We start from the raw sequence: 18,959 nt of genomic DNA, 5'->3' as shown, positions 1-18,959 counted from the left end.
ACGGATGGGGGCTCTATGCGGAACCTAAACACGGAAATCCATTCACATTGCGTCGGGCGCGACCAGTTGACATCGCTACCCTGAGCCACGCACCAATGCCGACGACCATGCATCGCCTTCTGCTGCTGTTTATCGTCAGTACCGCTTGGATGGGGCCTTCTGTCGGTGCATCGCAGAGCTGGAAGCGGGCTCTGCCCCTGCCTGAGGCGTCTCAGCAGGCGCTCACGGCCGCCAATGCTGTAATCAATCAGTCAGGTTCTGAGGAATGCCTGCGCGGCAAGCTTTCCAATGCCATCGTGCGGTTGTCCAACAGTTGCGATGTCTCCGGCCACTCCTCCACGGCGTGCGAGTTGGCCTCGAAAATTGCCGGTCAGGAAAGCGAACTCAGCATGGGCGAGATGCTCGCCACATCGGAGGCGTTGCTTGATCTGCTCGGTGATCCGGCGACATCGAACTGATTGTCTCTGTTTCTTCGATGGACGTCACCCATCCCGGTTCCAAGCCACTCGACGCTGATCAACAAAGTCTTTTGGAGACGTTCCGCAGCAAGGTGGACTCACGAATCTCCAGCCACGGTCTCACCGCTGCGGATGTGCAGATGTTTGTGGACGAGATCAAGAAGCACCCCGACGTGAGCGTTGAGCTTCTCGATGCCATTCGGGGAGAAGTGGCCACGCTGATGCAGGGTCAGCGGTTCAGCTTTGACTTTGATTGAAGCCGTCGCTCACGCTTGACGTGATTTGGGCTTCTCCTTTTTCTTGACCGGTTCGGCGCAGACCCTGGGGATGCGCCGGGCTGTGTTGGTAATGGTGTCTTTGCGGCGGTAGTCGTTGGTGCTGGCGGCCTTGGCTTCGTCCATTAAGGACCACAGCACGTCTTTGCAGAGCCCGGGCAGCCTTGGATGATCCATCAGAGGATCAGCAAGCTGGCGGACGCGTGCGCAGGCTTCGGTTGTGTTGTCGCGTGAACAGGTGTAAGCGGCACGTTCGATGCCCTGCAACTGGTCCTTGCTGGGCCAGGGCACGTAGGGCTCTGTAGCGATCGCAGGGCTGGTGATGCAGAGCAGCAGCAGGACGCGTGTGATCTTGGATGTCATGTGATCATTCTGACTTACTTTTGTGTAGTCAATGTCAAGATTTTTCCAACAATAGGTCAAGAGTTCGTTTGATGATGGCTTGTTTTTGAAAGCCTTTGCATGAGCAGCTTTGATTGGGGTCAAGGCTTATTTTGTTTTGGGAATAGAAGATGGTGAAGTCTTCTTTGCTGGCGGTTTCTTTGTTTTTTCTTGATTGTCTTGATGCGAGTGCATTAAGGGAAAGAACTCTGCGACGGCTTGTAGGCCCAGAATTGATACATGCTCTGAAAGGTTGATGGATTGTGCTCTTCGAATTCTCCCCAATTGCCAAGAGAGGTTCCATCGCTGTCGTCAGGAAACTGATGCTGGTAAGCCATCTTGATTGACTCTGGAAGCATGAACCCGCAAAAAACTAGATGTTCGGGGCTCAAAAGGTTTTGAAGTGATGCCGTTGTAAATTGATGCTCTTGAATGTGAAAACAAAGGTCGCGACATTCGGAGAGCGTGTAAAAATCATTTACGAGAGTTGATATGGTTTTTAGTTCATGCTGACCGTCGTTAAATATTTGCTTTCGAAAGCTTCTGATCCCTTCGGGCGTGCTTTGAATGCCCAGGTTTCGGATCAGGGCGCGTGCTGATGAGACTTTCTGTCTGGCAAGTTTGCTGTAAAGGCCAATCTTGATATAGCCGCCGGGCTTGAGCTTGCTGTTGAGAGCCGCCAGGCCCTTGGCAGGATCGTGCATGTGATGCAGGACTCCGCTGCACTCAATTAAGTCATAGACATCCTGTAGCTGGTTTACATCCAGAATGTCGAGTTGCTGGAGCTGAATATTGTGCATATTGTACTCCTGGCACTTACGTGCTGCGTAGGCCAGGCTATTCTTGCTGATGTCAATGGCAGTAATGTGTGCATTTTTATAGCGGCTGGCATTGATAATTTGGTTCCCCGATCCGCATCCAGCAATCAGAATATTTGGCTTTGCATTGGGTGCCGAGATCTCAGTCGTGAACGGGGGATTTGCGATTGTTGTTTCGAGTGATATGAACTCAATCGTTGATTTTGCTAAATGGGGTTGAGTGTGGTCTGCGTATTGGTATCGGGGGTAAGGGTTTTCTTCGTACATTTGCTGGACTGCAAGTGAGACCGTATCGGTTATTTCTTGGCCTGCGCTGAGCTGGGCTTTGATGGCCTTCTCTCCCTCATATTCTCTGTACTGGGTTTCGATAAAAGCTCTGCCTTCATCACTATTGATGGGGTAATTGTTTAAGTCTTCTCCTCGAGCGGTGATGCTATGGATTGGTGTATAACAGCCAATGATGGGTAAGTATTGATTAAATTTCTCCTTGCTTTTTCTAATTTCGCCGATCAGACCCTTGACCCATTGTTGTTCTTCATCTGATTGCCAATAGACATACTCGTTGAGGAAGCATTGTGTTGCCAGTGCCTCAAGGAGAGGTTTTAATTTTTTGGGTATGGCACCATTGTTTTGGATGTAAACCAGAAATTCCTTCCTTAGGCGAGTGAGAAATTCTTCAATCTCCTGATGGGGCGGGATCATTAGTGTCAGTGACTTTCTGAATCTCCATTCAGAGGCAAGCTCATGAAAAGCCTGATTTTGATCTGAAATGATGGGATTTAACTGAGCAGCTCTTTGGATGTTTGCAAGGTATTGTTGAATGAACAGTGGGCATAGCTTGCGGTGGGAGAAGTCATCGCGATTGAGCAGTATTTCGTAGGCTTTTCTGGCTGAATTTTTATTCGCTGAGCTGATCTTGATATTGCTGGCAAGGCTTTTAAGGTTCTGCACTGCCTCGATATTGGTTGCATCAAGCTCGATGGATGCGATGGTGGCTCCTAGGGCTTGATCTGTCTCTCCAAGGTCCCGATAAATCCCGCCCAAATTCATTTGGATGGTCGATGACTTTTGATCGAGCTCAAGTGCCTTTAAGGTGTATCTAAGTGCTTGATCAAGCTCGCCAGTTTCTCGGTATAGATTTCCGATATTGCTAAAAATTTTTGGGTCGTCTGGCTCGTGCTCTGAAGCGTGCTCGTAATATTTAAGGGCTTCTTGGATTCTTCCGCTGTTTTTACATATAATTCCAAGGTTGCAATAAACGGCGGGATCGGATGTCCCTGCATCGATCATTTTTTTGTAAATCGACTCAGCCTCTCTGAGTCGTCCTGTTTGATGAGAAAAAATGGCTTGGTTGAACCATTTTTGAAAATTCAGCTGCGGCTTTCTTGAGGATTTATTTGCCTTCCCTTTTGCTGGCCCGCCAAATCCAGTCACTTCGCTTGTCTGTACTTGTTGGAGTTTAGTGGTACTCCAGCGATTTTCTTCATATCTCCACCCCATCCCCGCAGCGGGTCCATTGGCGGTCGAGTTTGCGTTAGAGGTGCGGAGAGGGGTGGCTAAGTGACTCAGATGAACTCCAAGTTACTGGCAGTCAGCTCAGGAGCACCTTTAAGGATGGCAATGATGCCACCGTCACCAAAACCTCTGTCTGCGCCATTTTCTTTGAAGTAAAGCCCACCCTTTTTCTGGTTATAGAGAAAGTCGAAGTCTTTCTTGGCTAGCTTCTTGATCTTCCTTTTGTTCTTAGCAGCAGCAAATTTGGCAGAGCTATCGATCCCGAAGCTATCGGCACCAATTTCTAGAGTGTCAGTTGATGGATTGAAATTGGAGATTTTGTCCGCTGATTTTTTGTTGAATTTTTTAGGGGCATGTATTGGATTTAATTTTCGGCTATCTGTATCATTATGGTTTGACTTGGATTTATTGTTGAATGCATATTCATAAAGGCTTGTTCCCTGCGTGTCGATAATTTGCTTCATGACTGTTCTTAGTGCAGGTTTTTCTGTCGATGAAACTGTCTCTATCTCTGCGAGCCGGTCAGCTGCATATATATGCCTGCCAGATTTGAATAATTCTGACTGCTTGAGCTCTTCTTGGCGAGTTTTTTTGATCGCTTCCCATTCTTCTGGATTTCTGAGTTGATTTAGTTTTGCGCTTATGGCTCTTGAATCTCCATGCTCTGGATCGGGTTCCGGATCTGGTGGACCATGCCAGGCAGTATTTCGAGAGGTTAGTCCGATTATTCGAGTATTGCCCTCTAGCCAGCTCATGTCATACATGCTTTCACCACCGAATATTGACCAATACAAGCCGTGAGGGTCATGCACAATTTCAAAACCCGTTGTGTAAGTATTCACATATGGTCTATGCGAATATCCATACCCAAATATGAGGATATTGTCGAAGGATGTGTTTTTCGGGATGACGATTTGGTCATCTGTTCCGAAATTTTTTATAAAGGCTATTCCTCCCCCTTCTTGGTATGGATGTGGGGTCTTGTTCTTTGCTTTGATGTCTGTATTTAGGTAGAAGGTGTCTCTTCCCCCAGAGAGTTGTTCGTCGTCATTTGCTTGTGGGTAGCCATGGCTGTCTGAGGAGATTATGAATTTATCGTCGCCGTTGGTTCCTGGATGTGATCGATTTTCTTTTACATCTCCTCTTTGATATGAGGGGTCTGAATTGACAATTATTCTTGCCATGAATTTTATTTTGTTAGTTTATTATACGCCATCTTCTTCTGGGTTTGAGCATGCTTTTGCATAACACCTAAGCCACCTCTCAAGCCATTCTCCCCTCCTCTCAGTCCTTTAACCCCCTCTCCACCCCATCCCCACATCTGATCTTTTGACGGTCGAGTTTGCGTTGGATGTGCGGAGTGATCCCCAGCTCTGCGGTGTCCCAGAGGCGATCCATTTCGCGGGTGAAGTGTTTGGCAAGTTGGGGTGAATGAATCACCAGCAGGGTTTCGTCGTTGGTGTGTGCCGCAGAGGGTGACCAGTTGAAGGATCCTGTAATCACTGTGCGGTGATCGATTACGGCGAACTTGTGATGCAGCTTGTCGCCGCGGGCGAGGCGTGGGGTGCCGATGCCTTTAAGGCCTTGAGCCAAGGGTTGGTTGCCCGCTTCTACTTTGCAGGTGTGATCCGGAAGGGTGACTCCCAGTAGATCCAAAACTTCAGAGAAAGGGCGGCTGGCAAATCCGGGATCGGCGACCAGCCGAATCTCAACCCCTTGTTCGATCTGGTGCCGCAGCACGTTCGTCAATTGCTGTGCGGAGAACACAAACAGGGCCATGTCGATGCTCTTTTTTGCGCGCCTCAGCTGTTCAGCCAGCAGGTTGAGCCCGTGCTCCTGGTTCCTTTTGGGATGAGGTGCGAACAGCACGTTCACCTGGGTGTTGCCGACCCGCACGTTTTGAGTGCCCTCGCTTTCTTTTTGCAGTCCAAAGCGACTGTCTTGCTTGCCGCCAGGGCCATCCCCCCACATCTGGGTGAACTGCTTGCGGAACACCGATGCCAGCTCAGGGCTGTTGAACCGAAGCAGGTGATTCACATTGCCGCGGCTGGATGGCTGGCCCGCATCCCCATGCACACCAGAACTGGTGAAATTGGCACTTCCTGTGATCACCAATGTTTGGTCGATCACCAGAAACTTGTGGTGCATCAGGCCGCTGCCGCTGCTGCCGTCTTCGGTGTCATCAAGGAGAGAAATCCCGGCCGCCTTGAGCAGGGCTACGGCATCACCTTGAAAGGCTTCCTCAGGGCTGGTTGTGCCATCTCCATTGCGATCGGCCAGCCGGTTCAACCGATGCCAACGCTGCCGTTCGCGCTGGTTCAATCGGCTCGGCCGTTGCTCGCTCCAGGCTGAGCTGTAATTGTTCTCCAGCACCACTGCCACGTGCACACCGCGTTTTTTTGCAGCAATCAGTGCCTTGCCAAGTCTTGGCAAGGAGAGCTCTTGAACAGCCACCAGCACTTCTTGATTAGAGGCATCAATGGCTGAGATCAGCCACTGCTCCAGGTCGTCACCATCTCGCCAGTTGCCTGTGAGGGGTGAGCGGTAGCGCGATCTGGTGTTGTGGTTGAAGACCACATCGATCTTCTCCGGCAAGGCCAGTCGTGTTGGGCCCTCGCCCATGACAGACCCTGCCTGGCTGCAGCCACTGCAGAACAAGATCGTCGTGATCAGCCCCAATCTGAGATACAGCATCCTGATCAAGCCTTTTGCCTTGATCAGAGTTCCCCGGGTTTCAGTGGGGCATCTCCGATGTCTTCAGCATCGCAACAAACCAGATCCCGCTCAGAACCAGGGCCACACCGACCCCTGCTCCGATACTCACCCGTGCCATGACCAAAGGCACGACCAATGGAAAAACCATCGCCCCCGCGAGGGGGGTGATGGCTACGAACCAGCGCAGGGAGGCTGGAGCTTTGGGATCAGAAGGGTTCAGAACCACTCGGCGCGAGCTTCGCTAGCGGGGTTGCTGTTGTCTTCAGGGGTCTCACGCTTGAAATTGAGCGTGATGTTCCGCTTCTGCTCTCGATCAGAGGCTGTGGCCTCGATGGCATACATCTGTTCGCCATCCCGGAAGGGGACCTGAATTCGGAAGGTGCCGTCGGTGGAGAGAGGAACTTCCTCACCTCCGATGGTGAGACGAGCCGAAGGGTCAGTGGCGCCGTACACGATCAGTTCGGCGTCGGCCACCAGCCAGAACGAGCGTTGGCGAGGTGCCACGCCACCCAAGCCGGACTCATTGCGGCCGCTGGCCCAGAGACCAGCACCGGAGTCGTTCAAGCCGGCGCTGTCGCCAGAGGTATCGAAACCTTCCTGGAATTCTTCGGAGCCGACCCGACGCCTGCGGAAGTGAACAGTCGCGCTCTGGTAAAGCCGCTCGTGCAGGCCACTGTTGCTCGACTCAGTTGGTGCGACGGGGGCGGCGGCTGCCGGTTCGGCGGGGGCAGCATCAAGGCTGAAGGGAACGAACTGATCGAGGATCTGCTCGCTGGGGTGGAGAGCCGGCACGCGGGCCACTGATGAGAACGCCAGCGACATCCAGGTGGTGCCGATGCGGTAGCCGAGTTCGACCCTGTAATCCCGGTCGCAGAGAGGTACAGGTAGATACCACTCGGTGCTGTGGCTGTCGACAGGTACTTCCTGAAGGGTGTGTGGATGCGCGTTGCCGTCCTCCATGCCGGTGACGTCGGCGAGGCGGAGGCAAAGACGGCTGGCTCCTTCCTTTTGAGCAACCTTGCGATCGGCTTCTGAGATCTCCCAGAACACATAAGCCCATTGGGGATCACGGGGCAGGAACACAACGCGGGTATCGCTCGTGCTCACGGCCGGTGCGTTGAGCTCCGCTTCGATGGCTTTCAGGTCTCCACCACGCTTTTGCTGACGCAGGGCAACTTCGTCAACGAGGGTCTCTTTGCTCTTGCGGCTGTAGAGCGGCACTCCCAGATCACTGGCGATCTGACGCAGTTGACGAAGGGTGAGACGTGCCAGTGATGACAGTGTTTGAGACACGCCTAAAAACTCCAGGTTTCGTTTGGGATCATTGTGATCTGAAAAATTCCTTTTCGAGCCGGCAATGGCCCAAGGGTCAGTGGATCCTGACCACTTGTTGGGCTCCGATCCCGGGGATCACAGTCACTGACACAAAAAAAGCGGGGCTTCAGCCCCGCTTTTTTGATTGTGCTTGGTTCCGGACTCAGCGGCCGAGGGTGCGATAAGGAACCTTGGCCAGGTAGTCGATGTCTGCACTGGTGCTCCCACCCACCCGACGTGGACTGCCGATTTCGCTGACCCAGGCCATGTAGTCCGAAGGGGAACCACCCTTCCGGATCTTTGCGCGTTCCGGCAATTTCTTGGCAGGACCACCGGTGAAGATGAGCTGAGGGAAGCCCAGGATTCCGCGGTAGTACTCGTCGTAGCGAGGGGTGGTGATGTTGAAGGGAGTGTCACCGAGCTCGCGGCCGGGAAGCACACGGTTCCGCTGGTACGGAACAGTGTCGTAGCCGAAGGTGTCGAGGTATTCAGTGCTGTCGAGGAGAACGTCAACCAGACCCTCGAGGCCCTTGGTCGCAATCACGATCGACCAAGACAGCTCCTCGCCTTTCCCGTTGACTTTGCGACCAAGGATCCGTTCGCAAAGGTGACGGACAACTTTGTAGTTGCTGTTGAAGCCGTAGAAGGTGCGCTTGAAGGTGTCGGAGAGCACCAGGCCGCGGATGAAATCACGAACGGTGATTTGGCCATCCTTGAGCTGGGACTCAAGGTTGACGTCCCGATCTGTCTCGAAGGCGTGGAAAAAGATTTGGCGGTAGCCGCTCTCAACCACCGTGTCGAAGTTGTCCCGGTCGTCGGCAATCTCAATGGAGTAGGCCCTTGATCCTTCCTCGGAGCCAACGCGAATGTTTGGAACACCACTCCTGAGGGAGTTTTGGGTGATCGGTGCGTACTCCAGAAGAGGAATGGCCACGCGAGCTACAGCATCCACTGTTCGGGATCGTAGAAGTGCTCGGTCTTGCCCCCTTCAGCAGGTGTTGCAGCGATTACATGCCGTAATACTTCTTCTAAGTATTTCTGCTTACCAGCCGAACGGGGCGAGGCCTGCTGCACTGATGGCAGCTTCAGCGGTATGGCTGGACTCCGGCGCGTTATCCAGCTGCCGGGTCTCCATGCAGAAGGAGGCGTTGTTGGAGAGCCCCTGAACCGTGCTGGTGCGCAGCCGCAGGTTCGGTCCCGCGAACCAGAAGCGCTCGAGGGAGCTCATCATTTCGTAATCGGTGGTGAGGATCAGGCCGTTTTCGTCATCCATGCGGAACTGGCCAGCTACCGGCGCTTTTTCGGCGTAGCCGCGATCCCGTAGCAATAGTCCGCGTCGCCCCGTCTCGTCCTCGGGGATCAGTCCGAACATGGTCTGGTCCTCGTGGGATTCACCGGCGCGGTCCCAGGCCATTGATCCGCTCCAGCGCACCCAGCAGCCGCCGACGATTCGCTCAACGCTCTCGTTATTTCGCTCGGCGATCTCAGCGAGTCGCTCGTCTCCCTTCAGCAGTTCTTCCACGACGATGAAGGAGGCTCCGGCTTCGGCGCGGCGATGCAGCAGATGATGCTGGCTGCGCTGGGAGGTCCACCGGCCACAGCTCAGGCGAAAGAAGCTGAGGGCGTCAGAGATATCAAGCATCGCCCGCGTTAAACAGATGAATTGATGATGGCAGCTCGACGACGACAGTCACGACAGCCATGTCAGCCACGGCAGCGGGCTTCGGCGGCGTTGATCAGATCGTCGAGGGTCAGCGCCAAGGGTGGCTTGCCCAGTTCAATCGCCAGCTGATCGAGCTGATTGGCGGCAGCCCTGAGCTGCTCAAGCAGGGTCTCGAGAAAGGCGGGGTCGTCCGCGACGAGGGGTTGCTGCCTGCACCAGAGGCGCTGTTGGTCTTCGTCGGGGATCGCGCCTGTGGCCTCGTGTCCTGCCATCGCCTGAAAGCTGTCAAGACAGTGGCTTAGAACCCGTAGGTGATGGCGATCCAGCTGGGGTAGCAAGGTTGCATCGATCTGTTCAATCGTCGCCCGGTCGATGGCCATCAGCCCTCGGAAAGTGGAGTGATCCGGAAGCCGCAGGCGTGACCGCCCTCAAGCCGCCAATGCACGCGTTCGACTCGACAGTCCGGCACGGTCTGCCGGATCAGTAGTAATTCTTGGTCGCATACCGCAGGAAATTCCTCGGCGATGCGTTGCACCGAACAGTGGGCCTCTTCGAGTCGCCAGCTGACGCCGTCGTCATCTCTGCTGCAAACGGTGACGTAGCCCTCGTCGCGCCGCAGCCGTGCCAGATGTTCGAGGCGAGCCTCAAGGGAGGCATCGCCCAGGCTTTCTCGGTATTGGCTGGCTTTCGACTCGGCCTGCTGGTTCAGCAGCTGACGCACGGTCGCTTCGGGGAGATGGCTGCGCATCGAATCCAGTAGCCCCAGGGCGAAGCGGTCACTGCCGTCTGGGAACTGGGCCCGTCCCTGGTCGGTAAGACACCAGCGGTTGCTGGGACGTCCCGGGCCGCTGGAGTTGCTGCTGGCGCGCACCAAGCCACTTTCGGCGAGAGAACGCAGGTGCCGGCGCATGGCCTGCACGGAAATACCCACGGTGCCGGCCAGATTGCCAGCGTCTTCCTCTCCGCGCTCCATCAGCAGGGAGAGCACGGCGTCGCGGGTGCTGGCAGGGGCCGAGGCGCTCATGAAGAAGCGAAACCTTCCCACACGATGCCATCGAATTGCCTCGGGATGTCGGCCGGGTTGCGGGTCACAATGGGAAGCCCGCTGACCGGAGGCCTGTTGGCCTAGGCTTCCCATAAGGAAACCGCGGGGTTTCGTAATTCGCCGCTCCCTCCACTTCCATGTCCGACGCCCCTCAAGAGCCGACAGCAGAAAGCCTGGAGGTGATCCGCAAGTTCGCTCAAACCTACGCGCAGCGGACAGGCACCTACTTCTGTGCTGATCCCAGTGTCACCGCTGTTGTTCTGAAAGGTCTCGCGCGTCACAAGGACGACCTCGGAGGCGCTCTGTGCCCCTGCCGGCACTACGACGACAAAGAGGCCGAGGTCTCCCAGGCGTTTTGGAACTGCCCCTGTGTTCCGATGCGTGAACGCAAGGAATGCCACTGCATGCTCTTCCTCACTGAGGACAATCCTTTCGCCTGCCCTGACAAGACGCAGTCCATCTCCACTGAAACGATTAACGCCACCGTCGGCTGAACTGAATGACCAGTACCTCCACACGGGATCTCGTCAGTCAGCCGTACAAGTACGGCTTTGTCACCGAGATCGAGACCGACAAAATCGCCAAGGGTCTCAGCGAGGAGGTCGTTCGTCTGATTTCGGCCAAGAAGGAAGAGCCGGAGTTTCTGCTGCAGTTTCGGCTCAAGGCCTTCCGCCACTGGCTCACCCTGGAGGAGCCTGATTGGGCTGCCCTCGGTTATCCCGAGATCGACTACCAAGACATCGTTTATTACGCCGCGCCCAAGCAGCAGGACAAGAAGGCCAGCCTTGATGAGGTGGATCCGAAGCTCCTGGAGACCTTCGACAAGCTCGGCATCCCGTTGAGCGAACAGAAGCGCCTTAGCAATGTCGCTGTGGATGCTGTTTTCGACAGCGTGTCGATCGCCACCACCTACAAAGAGAAGCTGGCGGAACACGGCGTGGTGTTCTGTTCTTTCAGTGAAGCGGTGAAAGAGCACCCCGAGCTGATCGAGCGTTACCTCGGCACGGTTGTCTCCAGTAACGACAATTACTTCGCCGCTCTGAACTCAGCGGTGTTCAGCGACGGATCCTTTGTTTTCATCCCGAAGGGGGTGGAGTGCCCAATGGAGTTGTCCACCTATTTCAGGATCAATTCTGGGGACACCGGTCAGTTCGAGCGAACCCTGATCGTGGCCGAAGAAGGTGCCTCGGTGAGTTACCTCGAGGGCTGCACCGCCCCGATGTTTGACACCAACCAGCTTCATGCGGCTGTGGTGGAACTGGTCACCCTCGACGATGCCTCCATCAAGTACTCCACGGTTCAGAACTGGTATGCCGGCGATGAAAACGGTGTCGGCGGGATCTACAACTTCGTGACCAAGCGCGGCCAGTGCCGCGGCGCTCGCAGCCGCATCAGCTGGACACAGGTCGAGACCGGTTCGGCCATCACCTGGAAATACCCCAGTTGCGTGCTGCAGGGTGCTGATTCGGTGGGTGAGTTCTATTCCGTGGCACTCACCAACAACTGCCAGCAGGCCGATACCGGAACGAAAATGGTCCATGTCGGACCGCGCACCCGCTCCACCATTGTGAGCAAAGGCATCAGCGCTGGACGCTCCAGCAACAGCTATCGCGGCCTCGTGCAGATGGGGCCCAATGCCAAGGGCGCACGGAACTACAGCCAGTGCGATTCGATGCTGATTGGCGATCAGGCTGCTGCGAACACATACCCCTATATCCGTTCTCAGCAGCCGCAGGCGGCCATCGAGCACGAGGCCAGCACCTGTCGCATCTCCGAAGACCAGCTCTTCTATCTCCAGAGCCGTGGCATCGGTTTTGAAGAAGCCGTCTCAATGATGGTCAGTGGCTTCTGCCGCGACGTCTTCAACCAGCTGCCCATGGAGTTCGCCGCTGAGGCTGACAAATTGTTGGCCCTCAAACTCGAGGGATCCGTGGGCTGATCCCTGTCTCCACCCTGTCTCTGTTTTCCAACGCCTCCTTCCGTGATTCGCCCTGACGCTGAGCTGCTGCTCGACATCCAAGACCTGCATGCCTCCGTCGAGGACAAGCCCATCCTCAAGGGGGTGAATCTGCAGGTGCGGGCTGGTGAGATCCATGCCGTGATGGGCCGCAACGGCAGTGGCAAGAGCACGCTCTCCAAGGTGTTGGCTGGGCATCCGGCGTATCGCGTCACGGGCGGCACCGTTCGCTACCGCGGTCAGGATCTGTTTGACCTGGAGCCCGAAGAACGGGCGCGTTTGGGGGTGTTTCTCGGATTTCAGTACCCGGTTGAGATCCCCGGCGTCAGCAACCTGGAGTTCCTACGGGTGTCCACCAATGCTCGGCGGGAGAAACAGGGGGAGGAGGAGCTCGACACGTTTGCCTTTGAGGATCACGTGCATGACAAGCTCAAGGTGGTGCAGATGGACCCCGCCTTCCTCGAGCGGAGTGTGAATGAAGGGTTCTCCGGTGGTGAGAAAAAGCGCAACGAGATCCTGCAGATGGCCTTGCTCGAGCCTGTGGTGGCGATTCTCGATGAAACCGATTCGGGTCTCGATATCGACGCCCTGCGCATCGTTGCCGGCGGCGTGAACCAATTGGCGACGGAAGACAACGCCACGCTGTTAATTACTCACTACCAGCGTCTTCTTGATGAGATCACCCCGGACTATGTCCATGTGATGGCTGCGGGCCAGATCCTGCGCACTGGCGGACGGGAACTGGCCCTTGAGCTGGAGAAGACCGGATATGACTGGGTGGATCAGGAGCTGGCCACTCAGGGGGCTGCTTGATCATGGGGAGCAGTGTGCTGGCGCCGGTGCAGGAGCGCGGTCGCGCCGCGTTGGAGCACCTCGGTCTGCCCAGCCGCCGGGAAGAGTCCTGGCGGCTCACCGACCTCAAGCGTCTTGCGGCTGTGTCGGCGTTGCCGACCAGTGCGTCAAAGATTTCAGCACCACTTCCGCCCAGCTTGGAGGGGGTGACCCGTCTGGTGCTCAACGGTTCTGACGATCCCTTGGCAGGGCAGCTCCTCCCGGAGGGGATCACGGTCCTCAATGCTGATGAGCTGAAGCAGGCCCTCGGTCACACCCTTGATTGCTGCGGTTGCGCCCAGGCCTGGCCGGTGGAGTTCAACCACGCCAAAGCGCAGCAGATCCTGGCCCTCAGGGTGCGGGGGCGCGTGGGTTCGCTGGAACTGGTCCTCGCGGCGGGTGCCGGGTTGAACGCCACCCGGGTGCTACTGCTGCTCGAGGAAAAGGCGGAGCTTGAGTTGCTGCAGGTGTTGTTGGCGGAGGGTGCGTCCGCCCACAGCCACGTGCTGGAAGTGCATTTGGGGCAGGAGGCGCAACTGCGGCATGGGGTGCTGGCTACGGCTGATGGCGCTTCGTCGTTGATGGCGCATCTGGCGGTTGAGCAGGAGCCCCGCAGCTCCTATGCCCTCACCTCGGTCGTTCAGGGCTGGAGCTTTGGACGGGTGGAGCCCAGGGTGGTGCAGGTGGATGGACAAGCGCAGACCGTGCTCAAGGGCTTGGCGGTGACCGGCGCCGAAGAGCAGCTGGCCACCCATACCGCTGTGCGTTTTGACGGGCCTGAAGGGGAGTTGGATCAGTTGCAGAAATGCCTGGCCGGTGGCCAATCCCACGCGATTTTCAACGGTGCCATCAGTGTTCCCCGCGATGCCCAGCGCACCAATGCGGCGCAGTTGAGCCGCAACCTGCTGCTGTCTGATCGCGCCCGGGTCGACACCAAGCCCGAGCTGGAAATCGTGGCGGACGATGTGCGCTGCGCCCACGGCGCCACCGTGTCTCAGCTCCAGGACGATCAGTTGTTCTATCTCCAGAGTCGCGGGATCGCCGCGGCGGAGGCGACCGCGCTGCTGTTGCGCGGGGCCTGCCAGGAGGTGATCGAGCAGCTTCCTGCTGCTGCGCAGGCCTGGCGTCCCCTGGAGCGCGTGATGGGCAGCCTTGCCCGATGACAATCACCGCAAAAGCACGATCTGGTGTGGATTTCGTGGATTTATCCTCTCGATACCGTTCCGACTTCCCGATTCTTGAGCAGCTGGCTCCCGACGGCCGGCCGCTGATTTATCTCGATCACGCCGCCACCAGTCAGAAGCCCCGCCAGGTGCTGGAGGCGCTGCAGCAGTACTACAGCTGCGACAACGCCAACGTGCATCGCGGCGCCCACCAGCTCAGTGCCCGTGCCACCGATGCTTTTGAGGCAGCCCGCAGCACGGCTGCGGCCTTCGTCGGTGCCGCCAGTGCCCGGGAAATCGTCTTTACCCGCAATGCCAGTGAAGCGATCAACCTCGTGGCGCGCACTTGGGGTGACGCCAACCTGAAGGAAGGAGACGAAATCCTCCTCACGGTGATGGAGCACCACAGCAACCTGGTGCCCTGGCAACTGCTGGCTCAGCGCACGGGCTGTGTGTTGCGGCATGTCGGCATCACTGAATCTGGCGAGCTGGATCTGGAAGATTTCCAGGCCCAGCTCAGCCAGCGCACCCGGCTGGTGAGCCTGGTGCACATCAGCAATGCACTGGGCTGCTGCAATCCTCTTGATCAGGTGATCCCCGCGGCCCATGCCGTTGGCGCCTGTGTGCTTGTCGATGCCTGCCAGAGCCTGGCTCACAAGCCGATTGATGTTGCGGCTCTCGATGCCGATTTTCTGGTCGGCTCGTCCCACAAGCTCTGCGGCCCCACCGGTATGGGCTTCCTCTGGGCGCGGGAGTCTCTGCTGGAGGCGATGCCTCCTTTCCTGGGCGGCGGGGAGATGATCCAAGACGTTTTCCTCGATCACAGCACCTGGGCGGTGCTGCCCCACAAGTTCGAAGCGGGGACCCCTGCTATTGGAGAAGCGGTGGGGATGGGGGCCGCGATTCGCTATCTGCAGGCGGTGGGTCTGGAGGCGATTCAGGCCTGGGAAGCGCAGCTCACCCGGCATCTGTTCAACCGGCTGCAGGCGATTGATGGCGTCCGGGTGCTAGGGCCCACGCCGGATCAGCAGCCTGAACGCGGTGCCCTCGCCACATTCCTTGTGGATGGCGTTCATGCCAATGACATTGCCGCACTGATTGATGCGTCTGGAATTTGCATCCGCAGTGGTCATCACTGCTGTCAGCCCTTGCACCGCTTGTATGACGTCTCCGCATCAGCGCGCGCCAGCTTGAGCTTTACCAGCACTTTTGAGGAGATCGACCGCTTCAGCGAGGAACTCGCCTCCACGGTCGCCTTCCTGCGCGAGCACAGCTGATCAGGCTCAGGCGGCGAGGTGATGGTTGCTCGACCCTGCTTCGCGTTGCTGCATGGCTACAACGTCGTTGGCCTTGATGGCGTATTGCACCCAGCGATAGGAGCGTGCGCCGGGGCGGGGGGCAGCCTGGATGGGTTCAGGGCTGGCGTAGCTGTTGCCGCGATAGCGCAGGATCCGCATTAATACTCAGGAAGCTTTGCTCACCATCTCAGACCCGCTTCAGTCTCATCCGTTCCATGGGGCACAGGTTGAACGTTCCTGTTGGTTGCTCGCTTAAGCCATCACATTTGCTGAACCCGGTTGTGTGGGTTGTAACCATCTGGTAATTCAGCTTTCGCTGGCTTCGGGCTCGGCCGCGCTTTGTCGTTCCATCCTTTTGATCCCCTTGAGGATCAGGAACAGCACCCAGGCCACCAACAGAGCTTCAATCACCGTGTCAATTAAGTTCCCAACTTCAATCGCCCCCCCGAAATAGGCAATCTTGAGGTCTTTGAAGCTTCCGCTGGAGACCAATGGGTTCAACAGCGGCATGAAGAGGTCTTTGGTGATTGAGTCGACGATTCTTGTGAATTGCTGGCCCACAATGAATGCGATGGCAACGCTTAGAGCATTGCCCTTGGTGAAGAAGAACTCAACAAATTCTCTGCGCCACCGCTGAAGCATGGTCTGAATATCGAAGCATTTTGATCTTATGGGGAGTTTGTAATTGGTTGTTTGTTTGTCTTGATCTGTCGTGATTTGCGTGCGTTCTTTGGTGTTCAGATGCGCTGTTCTGCAAGGCCCAGTTGATGTCGGAAAAAGGCCTCGGTCTCTTTCAGAACCTCGATCTGGGTGGCTTGGTTCCGGAACCCATGGCCTTCGTCTTCGAACAGCCGCACCTCCACCGGGATTCCGTTGTTACGCAGGGCCTCGGCCATGCGTTCGGTCTGTTCCGGAGGCACCACCTTGTCTTTTAACCCCTGGAAAAACAGCACCGGGCAGCGGATTTGATTTGCGTGATGCAGAGGTGATCGTTGCTCATAGAGCGTGCGCTCTTGGGGCCATGGACCCACCAGGCCATCGACGTAGCGCGCTTCGAACCGGTGGGTGTCTTCGGCCATGGCTGTGAGATCACACACCGCATAGCGGCAGGCACCCGCCCGGAACACATCGGTGAAACAAAGGGCCGCCAGGGTGGTGAAGCCACCTGCACTGCCGCCTTCGATGGCGATCTTGTCGGGATCGGCGCGACCCGTCGCGATCAAGGCCCGGGCTGCTGCTGCGCAGTCTTCGACATCCACTACCCCCCAGCCACCGTTGAGCCGCTCCCGGTAATCCCTGCCAAATCCTGTTGAACCGCCGTAATTCACATCCACCACTCCCCAGCCACGGGATGTCCAGTACTGGATCGCCAGGCTGAGGCCGCGGCGGGCCATGGCCGTTGGTCCGCTGTGACTTTTCACCAGGAGTGGGGCGGCCCCTGGCGTGTTGCCGCTGGGGGGGTAGTACCAGGCATGGGTGCGTTCGTCTCGGTAGCCGTTAAACCAGAGCGGTTCGGCCACGCTGATGTCCTCAACCGCCAAAGGTGCGGGCATGGCCGGGCTGTGGCTCCAGAGCGGGGTGGCTGGTCGCAGGTCGATTTCCAGCAGCCCAGCGACGCTGGTGCTGTTGCTGGCCACGGCCACGGCGCGACCGTTGCAGGCGCTTAACCCCGCGAGATCATCAAACGGCTGCATCAACGGCTGCACGGTTCCATCCAAGCTGAGCTGCTGCAATGACCAGGTCCCGCGGCTGCACACGGCTGCGATCAGCTGTTCGCCATCCCAGGCCGTGGTGCTCATCCCATAAATCCATTGGGGCATGGCCGTTTCAGCTGCCATCGGCCAGGGCCGTTGCCAGGCGGCATCGGTATGGGGCTGGATCATCAGATTCCACCAACCCGTGCTGTCCTCCGCCACGAGCAGTTGTCCGTTGGGCAGCCATTGGGGTTGAAACACCGAGACGCCGTTGCCCCCGGCCAGCTGTCGAGGTTGGATCAGGTCGCCCGTGTTGCTCAACTCCGCGCACCAAAGACTGCTGCAGTCCCATGGCATGGCGGGTTGCTGCCATTCCACCCAGGCGAAACGCTGGCCATCGGGGCTCATGCAGCCGTAGCCGGCAAAGTCCGCCGGTTGATGCAGTGGCAGCGGGGTCTGATCGGCCTTGTTCAGCGCCAGGCTCACCAGCTGGTCACGACCCTCGATTTCACGGATGCCAATCCACCGCTGCCGCGGCAAATCGAGCACGCCATCCGCCAGCTCCCAGTCGCCCTCCCGGCTGAGCCGTTGGGCTGGTTCCATCGGAGCGGGTTGGTCTGTTCCGTTCTGCGGCAGGTGCCAGTCCTGACGCCAGAGACAGCCGCTGTCGATCCAGGCCAGGATCAGCCTGTCTTGATCCACCGCGGCAGCGAGCACACCGCCGCCGTAGTCATGCACGCGACTGCGCAGATTGCTTGGGGCCCGTGTCAGTTCCTTGGGCTCCGCTTCTGAATCACCGAAACGGCGAATCAAGGCTGTGGTGCGGCCGCGCTCCTGGGGGCGCTGTTCCAGCCAGATCAGCCACACCGTTGCGTTGGGCCCGCTGACCAGTGCCGGTTCCTTGAGCCCCGGCAAACGGCCGACGGCATGCTGCGCGGATAACGGAACGGCTCCCATGGCGGCTGATTCAGGCCGCTTACCATGCTGTATCAACGCAGCGTTGGCCTTGGCAGGAAGCTTTGCAGAGTTGGCCCGTCAGGCCGACCAGGCGCGGGACACGATGCTGGTCCCCAAAACCGCTCTTGAGACGCCGCCGTTGGAGATTCACACCCTGGGCGATGAGGTGCTGCGCCAGTCGGCGCGTCGTATCGGCAAGGTGAATGAGCAGGTGCGGGAGCTGGCCCGAGACATGCTGCGCAGCATGTACACCGCCAAGGGCATCGGCTTGGCGGCTCCCCAGGTGGGAATTCACCAGCAGCTGCTCGTGATTGATCTTGATCTGGAGAATGCGGCTACACCGCCATTGGTGTTGATCAACCCGGAAATCAGTTCGGCCAGCGCCGGGCTCGACACTTATGAAGAAGGCTGTCTCAGCATTCCTGGGGTCTACCTCGATGTGGTTCGCCCGACCGCGATTGAAGTGAGTTTTCGCGATGAGATGGGTCGGCCCCGCAAGATGAAAGCCGATGGCTTGATGGCCCGCTGCATTCAGCATGAGATGGACCATCTCAATGGTGTGTTGTTCGTCGATCGCGTCACCGATGAAGCCGGTCTGCAGAAGGAGCTCAAAGAGAAGGGCTTCGAGCACCAGCACGTTCGGAGCGTCGCCTGATCCATGCCGATGAAACCCCTCGCCGGCGTTTTCCTGGCCCTTGCCTGTGTCCTCGGAATTGCCAGCACCGGTTGTGTCTTTGAATTGGCATATGGCGATCCCGACCTTGGGGTCAGAACCACCAGCTGGATCCTGGCCCTGGCTGCCCCCGGAACTGTTGGCACGCTGCTGGTCGCCATTCGCCTAAACAAACCGGCCTGATCGGGGGCGACCGATCCAG

22 protein-coding genes are annotated in these 18,959 nt (G+C 57.4%); 9 read left to right on the top strand and 13 right to left on the bottom strand.

The genetic code is table 11. The features are described 5' to 3' along the window. The first annotated feature begins 107 nt into the window (after positions 1-107). Together SynPROSU1_RS11830 and SynPROSU1_RS11825 are read left to right on the top strand one after the other, a co-directional pair. Positions 108-458, top strand: a complete 351-nt coding sequence (locus tag SynPROSU1_RS11830) for a hypothetical protein (RefSeq protein ID WP_186570671.1) — start codon at positions 108-110, stop codon at positions 456-458. Between the two features lie 17 nt (positions 459-475). Continuing rightward, complete coding sequence (locus SynPROSU1_RS11825) at positions 476-715, top strand: hypothetical protein (protein WP_186570670.1); 240 nt, start codon at positions 476-478, stop codon at positions 713-715. Positions 716-724: 9 nt separating this feature from the next. Here the strand turns inward: SynPROSU1_RS11825 and SynPROSU1_RS11820 are convergent, their stop codons facing one another. The 10 genes from SynPROSU1_RS11820 to SynPROSU1_RS11775 form a co-directional block, all read right to left on the bottom strand. Continuing rightward, positions 725-1,096, bottom strand: a complete 372-nt coding sequence (locus tag SynPROSU1_RS11820) for a hypothetical protein (protein ID WP_186570669.1) — start codon at positions 1,094-1,096, stop codon at positions 725-727. A 212-nt stretch (positions 1,097-1,308) separates the two neighbouring features. Beyond that, positions 1,309-3,432: a class I SAM-dependent methyltransferase gene (locus SynPROSU1_RS11815; RefSeq protein ID WP_255444670.1), complete on the bottom strand. Its 2,124-nt coding sequence runs from the start codon at positions 3,430-3,432 to the stop codon at positions 1,309-1,311. Between the two features lie 65 nt (positions 3,433-3,497). Continuing rightward, positions 3,498-4,631 carry a hypothetical protein gene (locus SynPROSU1_RS11810; protein ID WP_186570668.1) on the bottom strand — a complete coding sequence of 378 codons (1,134 nt, stop codon included), beginning with the start codon at positions 4,629-4,631 and terminating at the stop codon, positions 3,498-3,500. A 100-nt stretch (positions 4,632-4,731) separates the two neighbouring features. Beyond that, positions 4,732-6,069, bottom strand: a complete 1,338-nt coding sequence (locus SynPROSU1_RS11805; protein ID WP_370586229.1) for a phosphatidylserine/phosphatidylglycerophosphate/cardiolipin synthase family protein — start codon at positions 6,067-6,069, stop codon at positions 4,732-4,734. 112 nt (positions 6,070-6,181) lie between these two features. Further along, on the bottom strand, positions 6,182-6,388 hold the full coding sequence (locus tag SynPROSU1_RS11800; protein WP_186570666.1) for a hypothetical protein: 207 nt from the start codon (positions 6,386-6,388) through the stop codon (positions 6,182-6,184). Continuing rightward, a complete protein-coding gene (locus tag SynPROSU1_RS11795; RefSeq protein ID WP_186570665.1) occupies positions 6,379-7,455 on the bottom strand; it encodes a DUF4912 domain-containing protein in 1,077 nt (358 codons plus the stop codon). The genes SynPROSU1_RS11800 and SynPROSU1_RS11795 overlap by 10 nt, the downstream gene beginning before the upstream one ends. Before the next feature lie 184 nt (positions 7,456-7,639). Beyond that, positions 7,640-8,410 (bottom strand): phycobilisome rod-core linker polypeptide, encoded by a 771-nt coding sequence (locus SynPROSU1_RS11790; protein ID WP_370586228.1) that lies wholly within the window; start codon positions 8,408-8,410, stop codon positions 7,640-7,642. A gap of 108 nt (positions 8,411-8,518) precedes the next feature. Next, a complete protein-coding gene (locus tag SynPROSU1_RS11785; RefSeq protein ID WP_186570663.1) occupies positions 8,519-9,118 on the bottom strand; it encodes a phycobiliprotein lyase in 600 nt (199 codons plus the stop codon). Positions 9,119-9,180: 62 nt separating this feature from the next. Further along, positions 9,181-9,519: a hypothetical protein gene (locus SynPROSU1_RS11780; protein ID WP_186570662.1), complete on the bottom strand. Its 339-nt coding sequence runs from the start codon at positions 9,517-9,519 to the stop codon at positions 9,181-9,183. Further along, positions 9,519-10,163 (bottom strand): metalloregulator ArsR/SmtB family transcription factor, encoded by a 645-nt coding sequence (locus SynPROSU1_RS11775; RefSeq protein WP_186570661.1) that lies wholly within the window; start codon positions 10,161-10,163, stop codon positions 9,519-9,521. Before SynPROSU1_RS11775 ends, SynPROSU1_RS11780 begins: the two co-directional genes overlap by 1 nt. Before the next feature lie 158 nt (positions 10,164-10,321). On the opposite strand from SynPROSU1_RS11775, the gene SynPROSU1_RS11770 reads away from it, so the two are divergent. The 5 genes from SynPROSU1_RS11770 to SynPROSU1_RS11750 are packed head-to-tail and all read left to right on the top strand — an operon-like array spanning position 10,322 to position 15,412. Further along, positions 10,322-10,678, top strand: a complete 357-nt coding sequence (locus tag SynPROSU1_RS11770) for a ferredoxin-thioredoxin reductase catalytic domain-containing protein (protein WP_115022527.1) — start codon at positions 10,322-10,324, stop codon at positions 10,676-10,678. A 5-nt stretch (positions 10,679-10,683) separates the two neighbouring features. Continuing rightward, on the top strand, positions 10,684-12,123 hold the full coding sequence (gene sufB, locus SynPROSU1_RS11765) for a Fe-S cluster assembly protein SufB (RefSeq protein ID WP_186570660.1): 1,440 nt from the start codon (positions 10,684-10,686) through the stop codon (positions 12,121-12,123). A 42-nt stretch (positions 12,124-12,165) separates the two neighbouring features. Then, complete coding sequence (gene sufC / locus SynPROSU1_RS11760; protein WP_186570659.1) at positions 12,166-12,954, top strand: Fe-S cluster assembly ATPase SufC; 789 nt, start codon at positions 12,166-12,168, stop codon at positions 12,952-12,954. A 2-nt stretch (positions 12,955-12,956) separates the two neighbouring features. After that, on the top strand, positions 12,957-14,135 hold the full coding sequence (gene sufD, locus SynPROSU1_RS11755) for a Fe-S cluster assembly protein SufD (protein ID WP_186570658.1): 1,179 nt from the start codon (positions 12,957-12,959) through the stop codon (positions 14,133-14,135). After that, entirely contained in the window at positions 14,132-15,412 is a 1,281-nt protein-coding gene (locus SynPROSU1_RS11750; protein WP_186570657.1) for a SufS family cysteine desulfurase, read from the top strand. Before sufD ends, SynPROSU1_RS11750 begins: the two co-directional genes overlap by 4 nt. 6 nt (positions 15,413-15,418) lie before the next feature. Here SynPROSU1_RS11750 and SynPROSU1_RS11745 read toward each other — a convergent pair whose 3' ends face one another. From SynPROSU1_RS11745 to SynPROSU1_RS11735, 3 genes are all read right to left on the bottom strand, one after another. Continuing rightward, on the bottom strand, positions 15,419-15,592 hold the full coding sequence (locus SynPROSU1_RS11745) for a hypothetical protein (protein WP_186570656.1): 174 nt from the start codon (positions 15,590-15,592) through the stop codon (positions 15,419-15,421). Between the two features lie 147 nt (positions 15,593-15,739). Continuing rightward, complete coding sequence (mscL, locus tag SynPROSU1_RS11740; RefSeq protein WP_186570655.1) at positions 15,740-16,075, bottom strand: large conductance mechanosensitive channel protein MscL; 336 nt, start codon at positions 16,073-16,075, stop codon at positions 15,740-15,742. 95 nt (positions 16,076-16,170) lie between these two features. Next, positions 16,171-18,084: a prolyl oligopeptidase family serine peptidase gene (locus SynPROSU1_RS11735; protein ID WP_186570654.1), complete on the bottom strand. Its 1,914-nt coding sequence runs from the start codon at positions 18,082-18,084 to the stop codon at positions 16,171-16,173. 49 nt (positions 18,085-18,133) lie between these two features. Between SynPROSU1_RS11735 and def the strand changes: the two genes are divergently transcribed. Then, positions 18,134-18,739, top strand: coding sequence for a peptide deformylase (gene def, locus SynPROSU1_RS11730; protein WP_186572382.1), 606 nt, complete (start codon positions 18,134-18,136; stop codon positions 18,737-18,739). Between the two features lie 3 nt (positions 18,740-18,742). Next, positions 18,743-18,940 (top strand): hypothetical protein, encoded by a 198-nt coding sequence (locus tag SynPROSU1_RS11725; protein ID WP_186570653.1) that lies wholly within the window; start codon positions 18,743-18,745, stop codon positions 18,938-18,940. Positions 18,941-18,959 lie beyond the last annotated feature (19 nt).

This window comes from Synechococcus sp. PROS-U-1 (assembly GCF_014279755.1).
Lineage (GTDB): Bacteria > Cyanobacteriota > Cyanobacteriia > PCC-6307 > Cyanobiaceae > Parasynechococcus.
The sequence above is the reverse complement of the archived record's forward strand: the minus strand, read 5'-3'. Positions and strand labels throughout refer to the sequence as shown.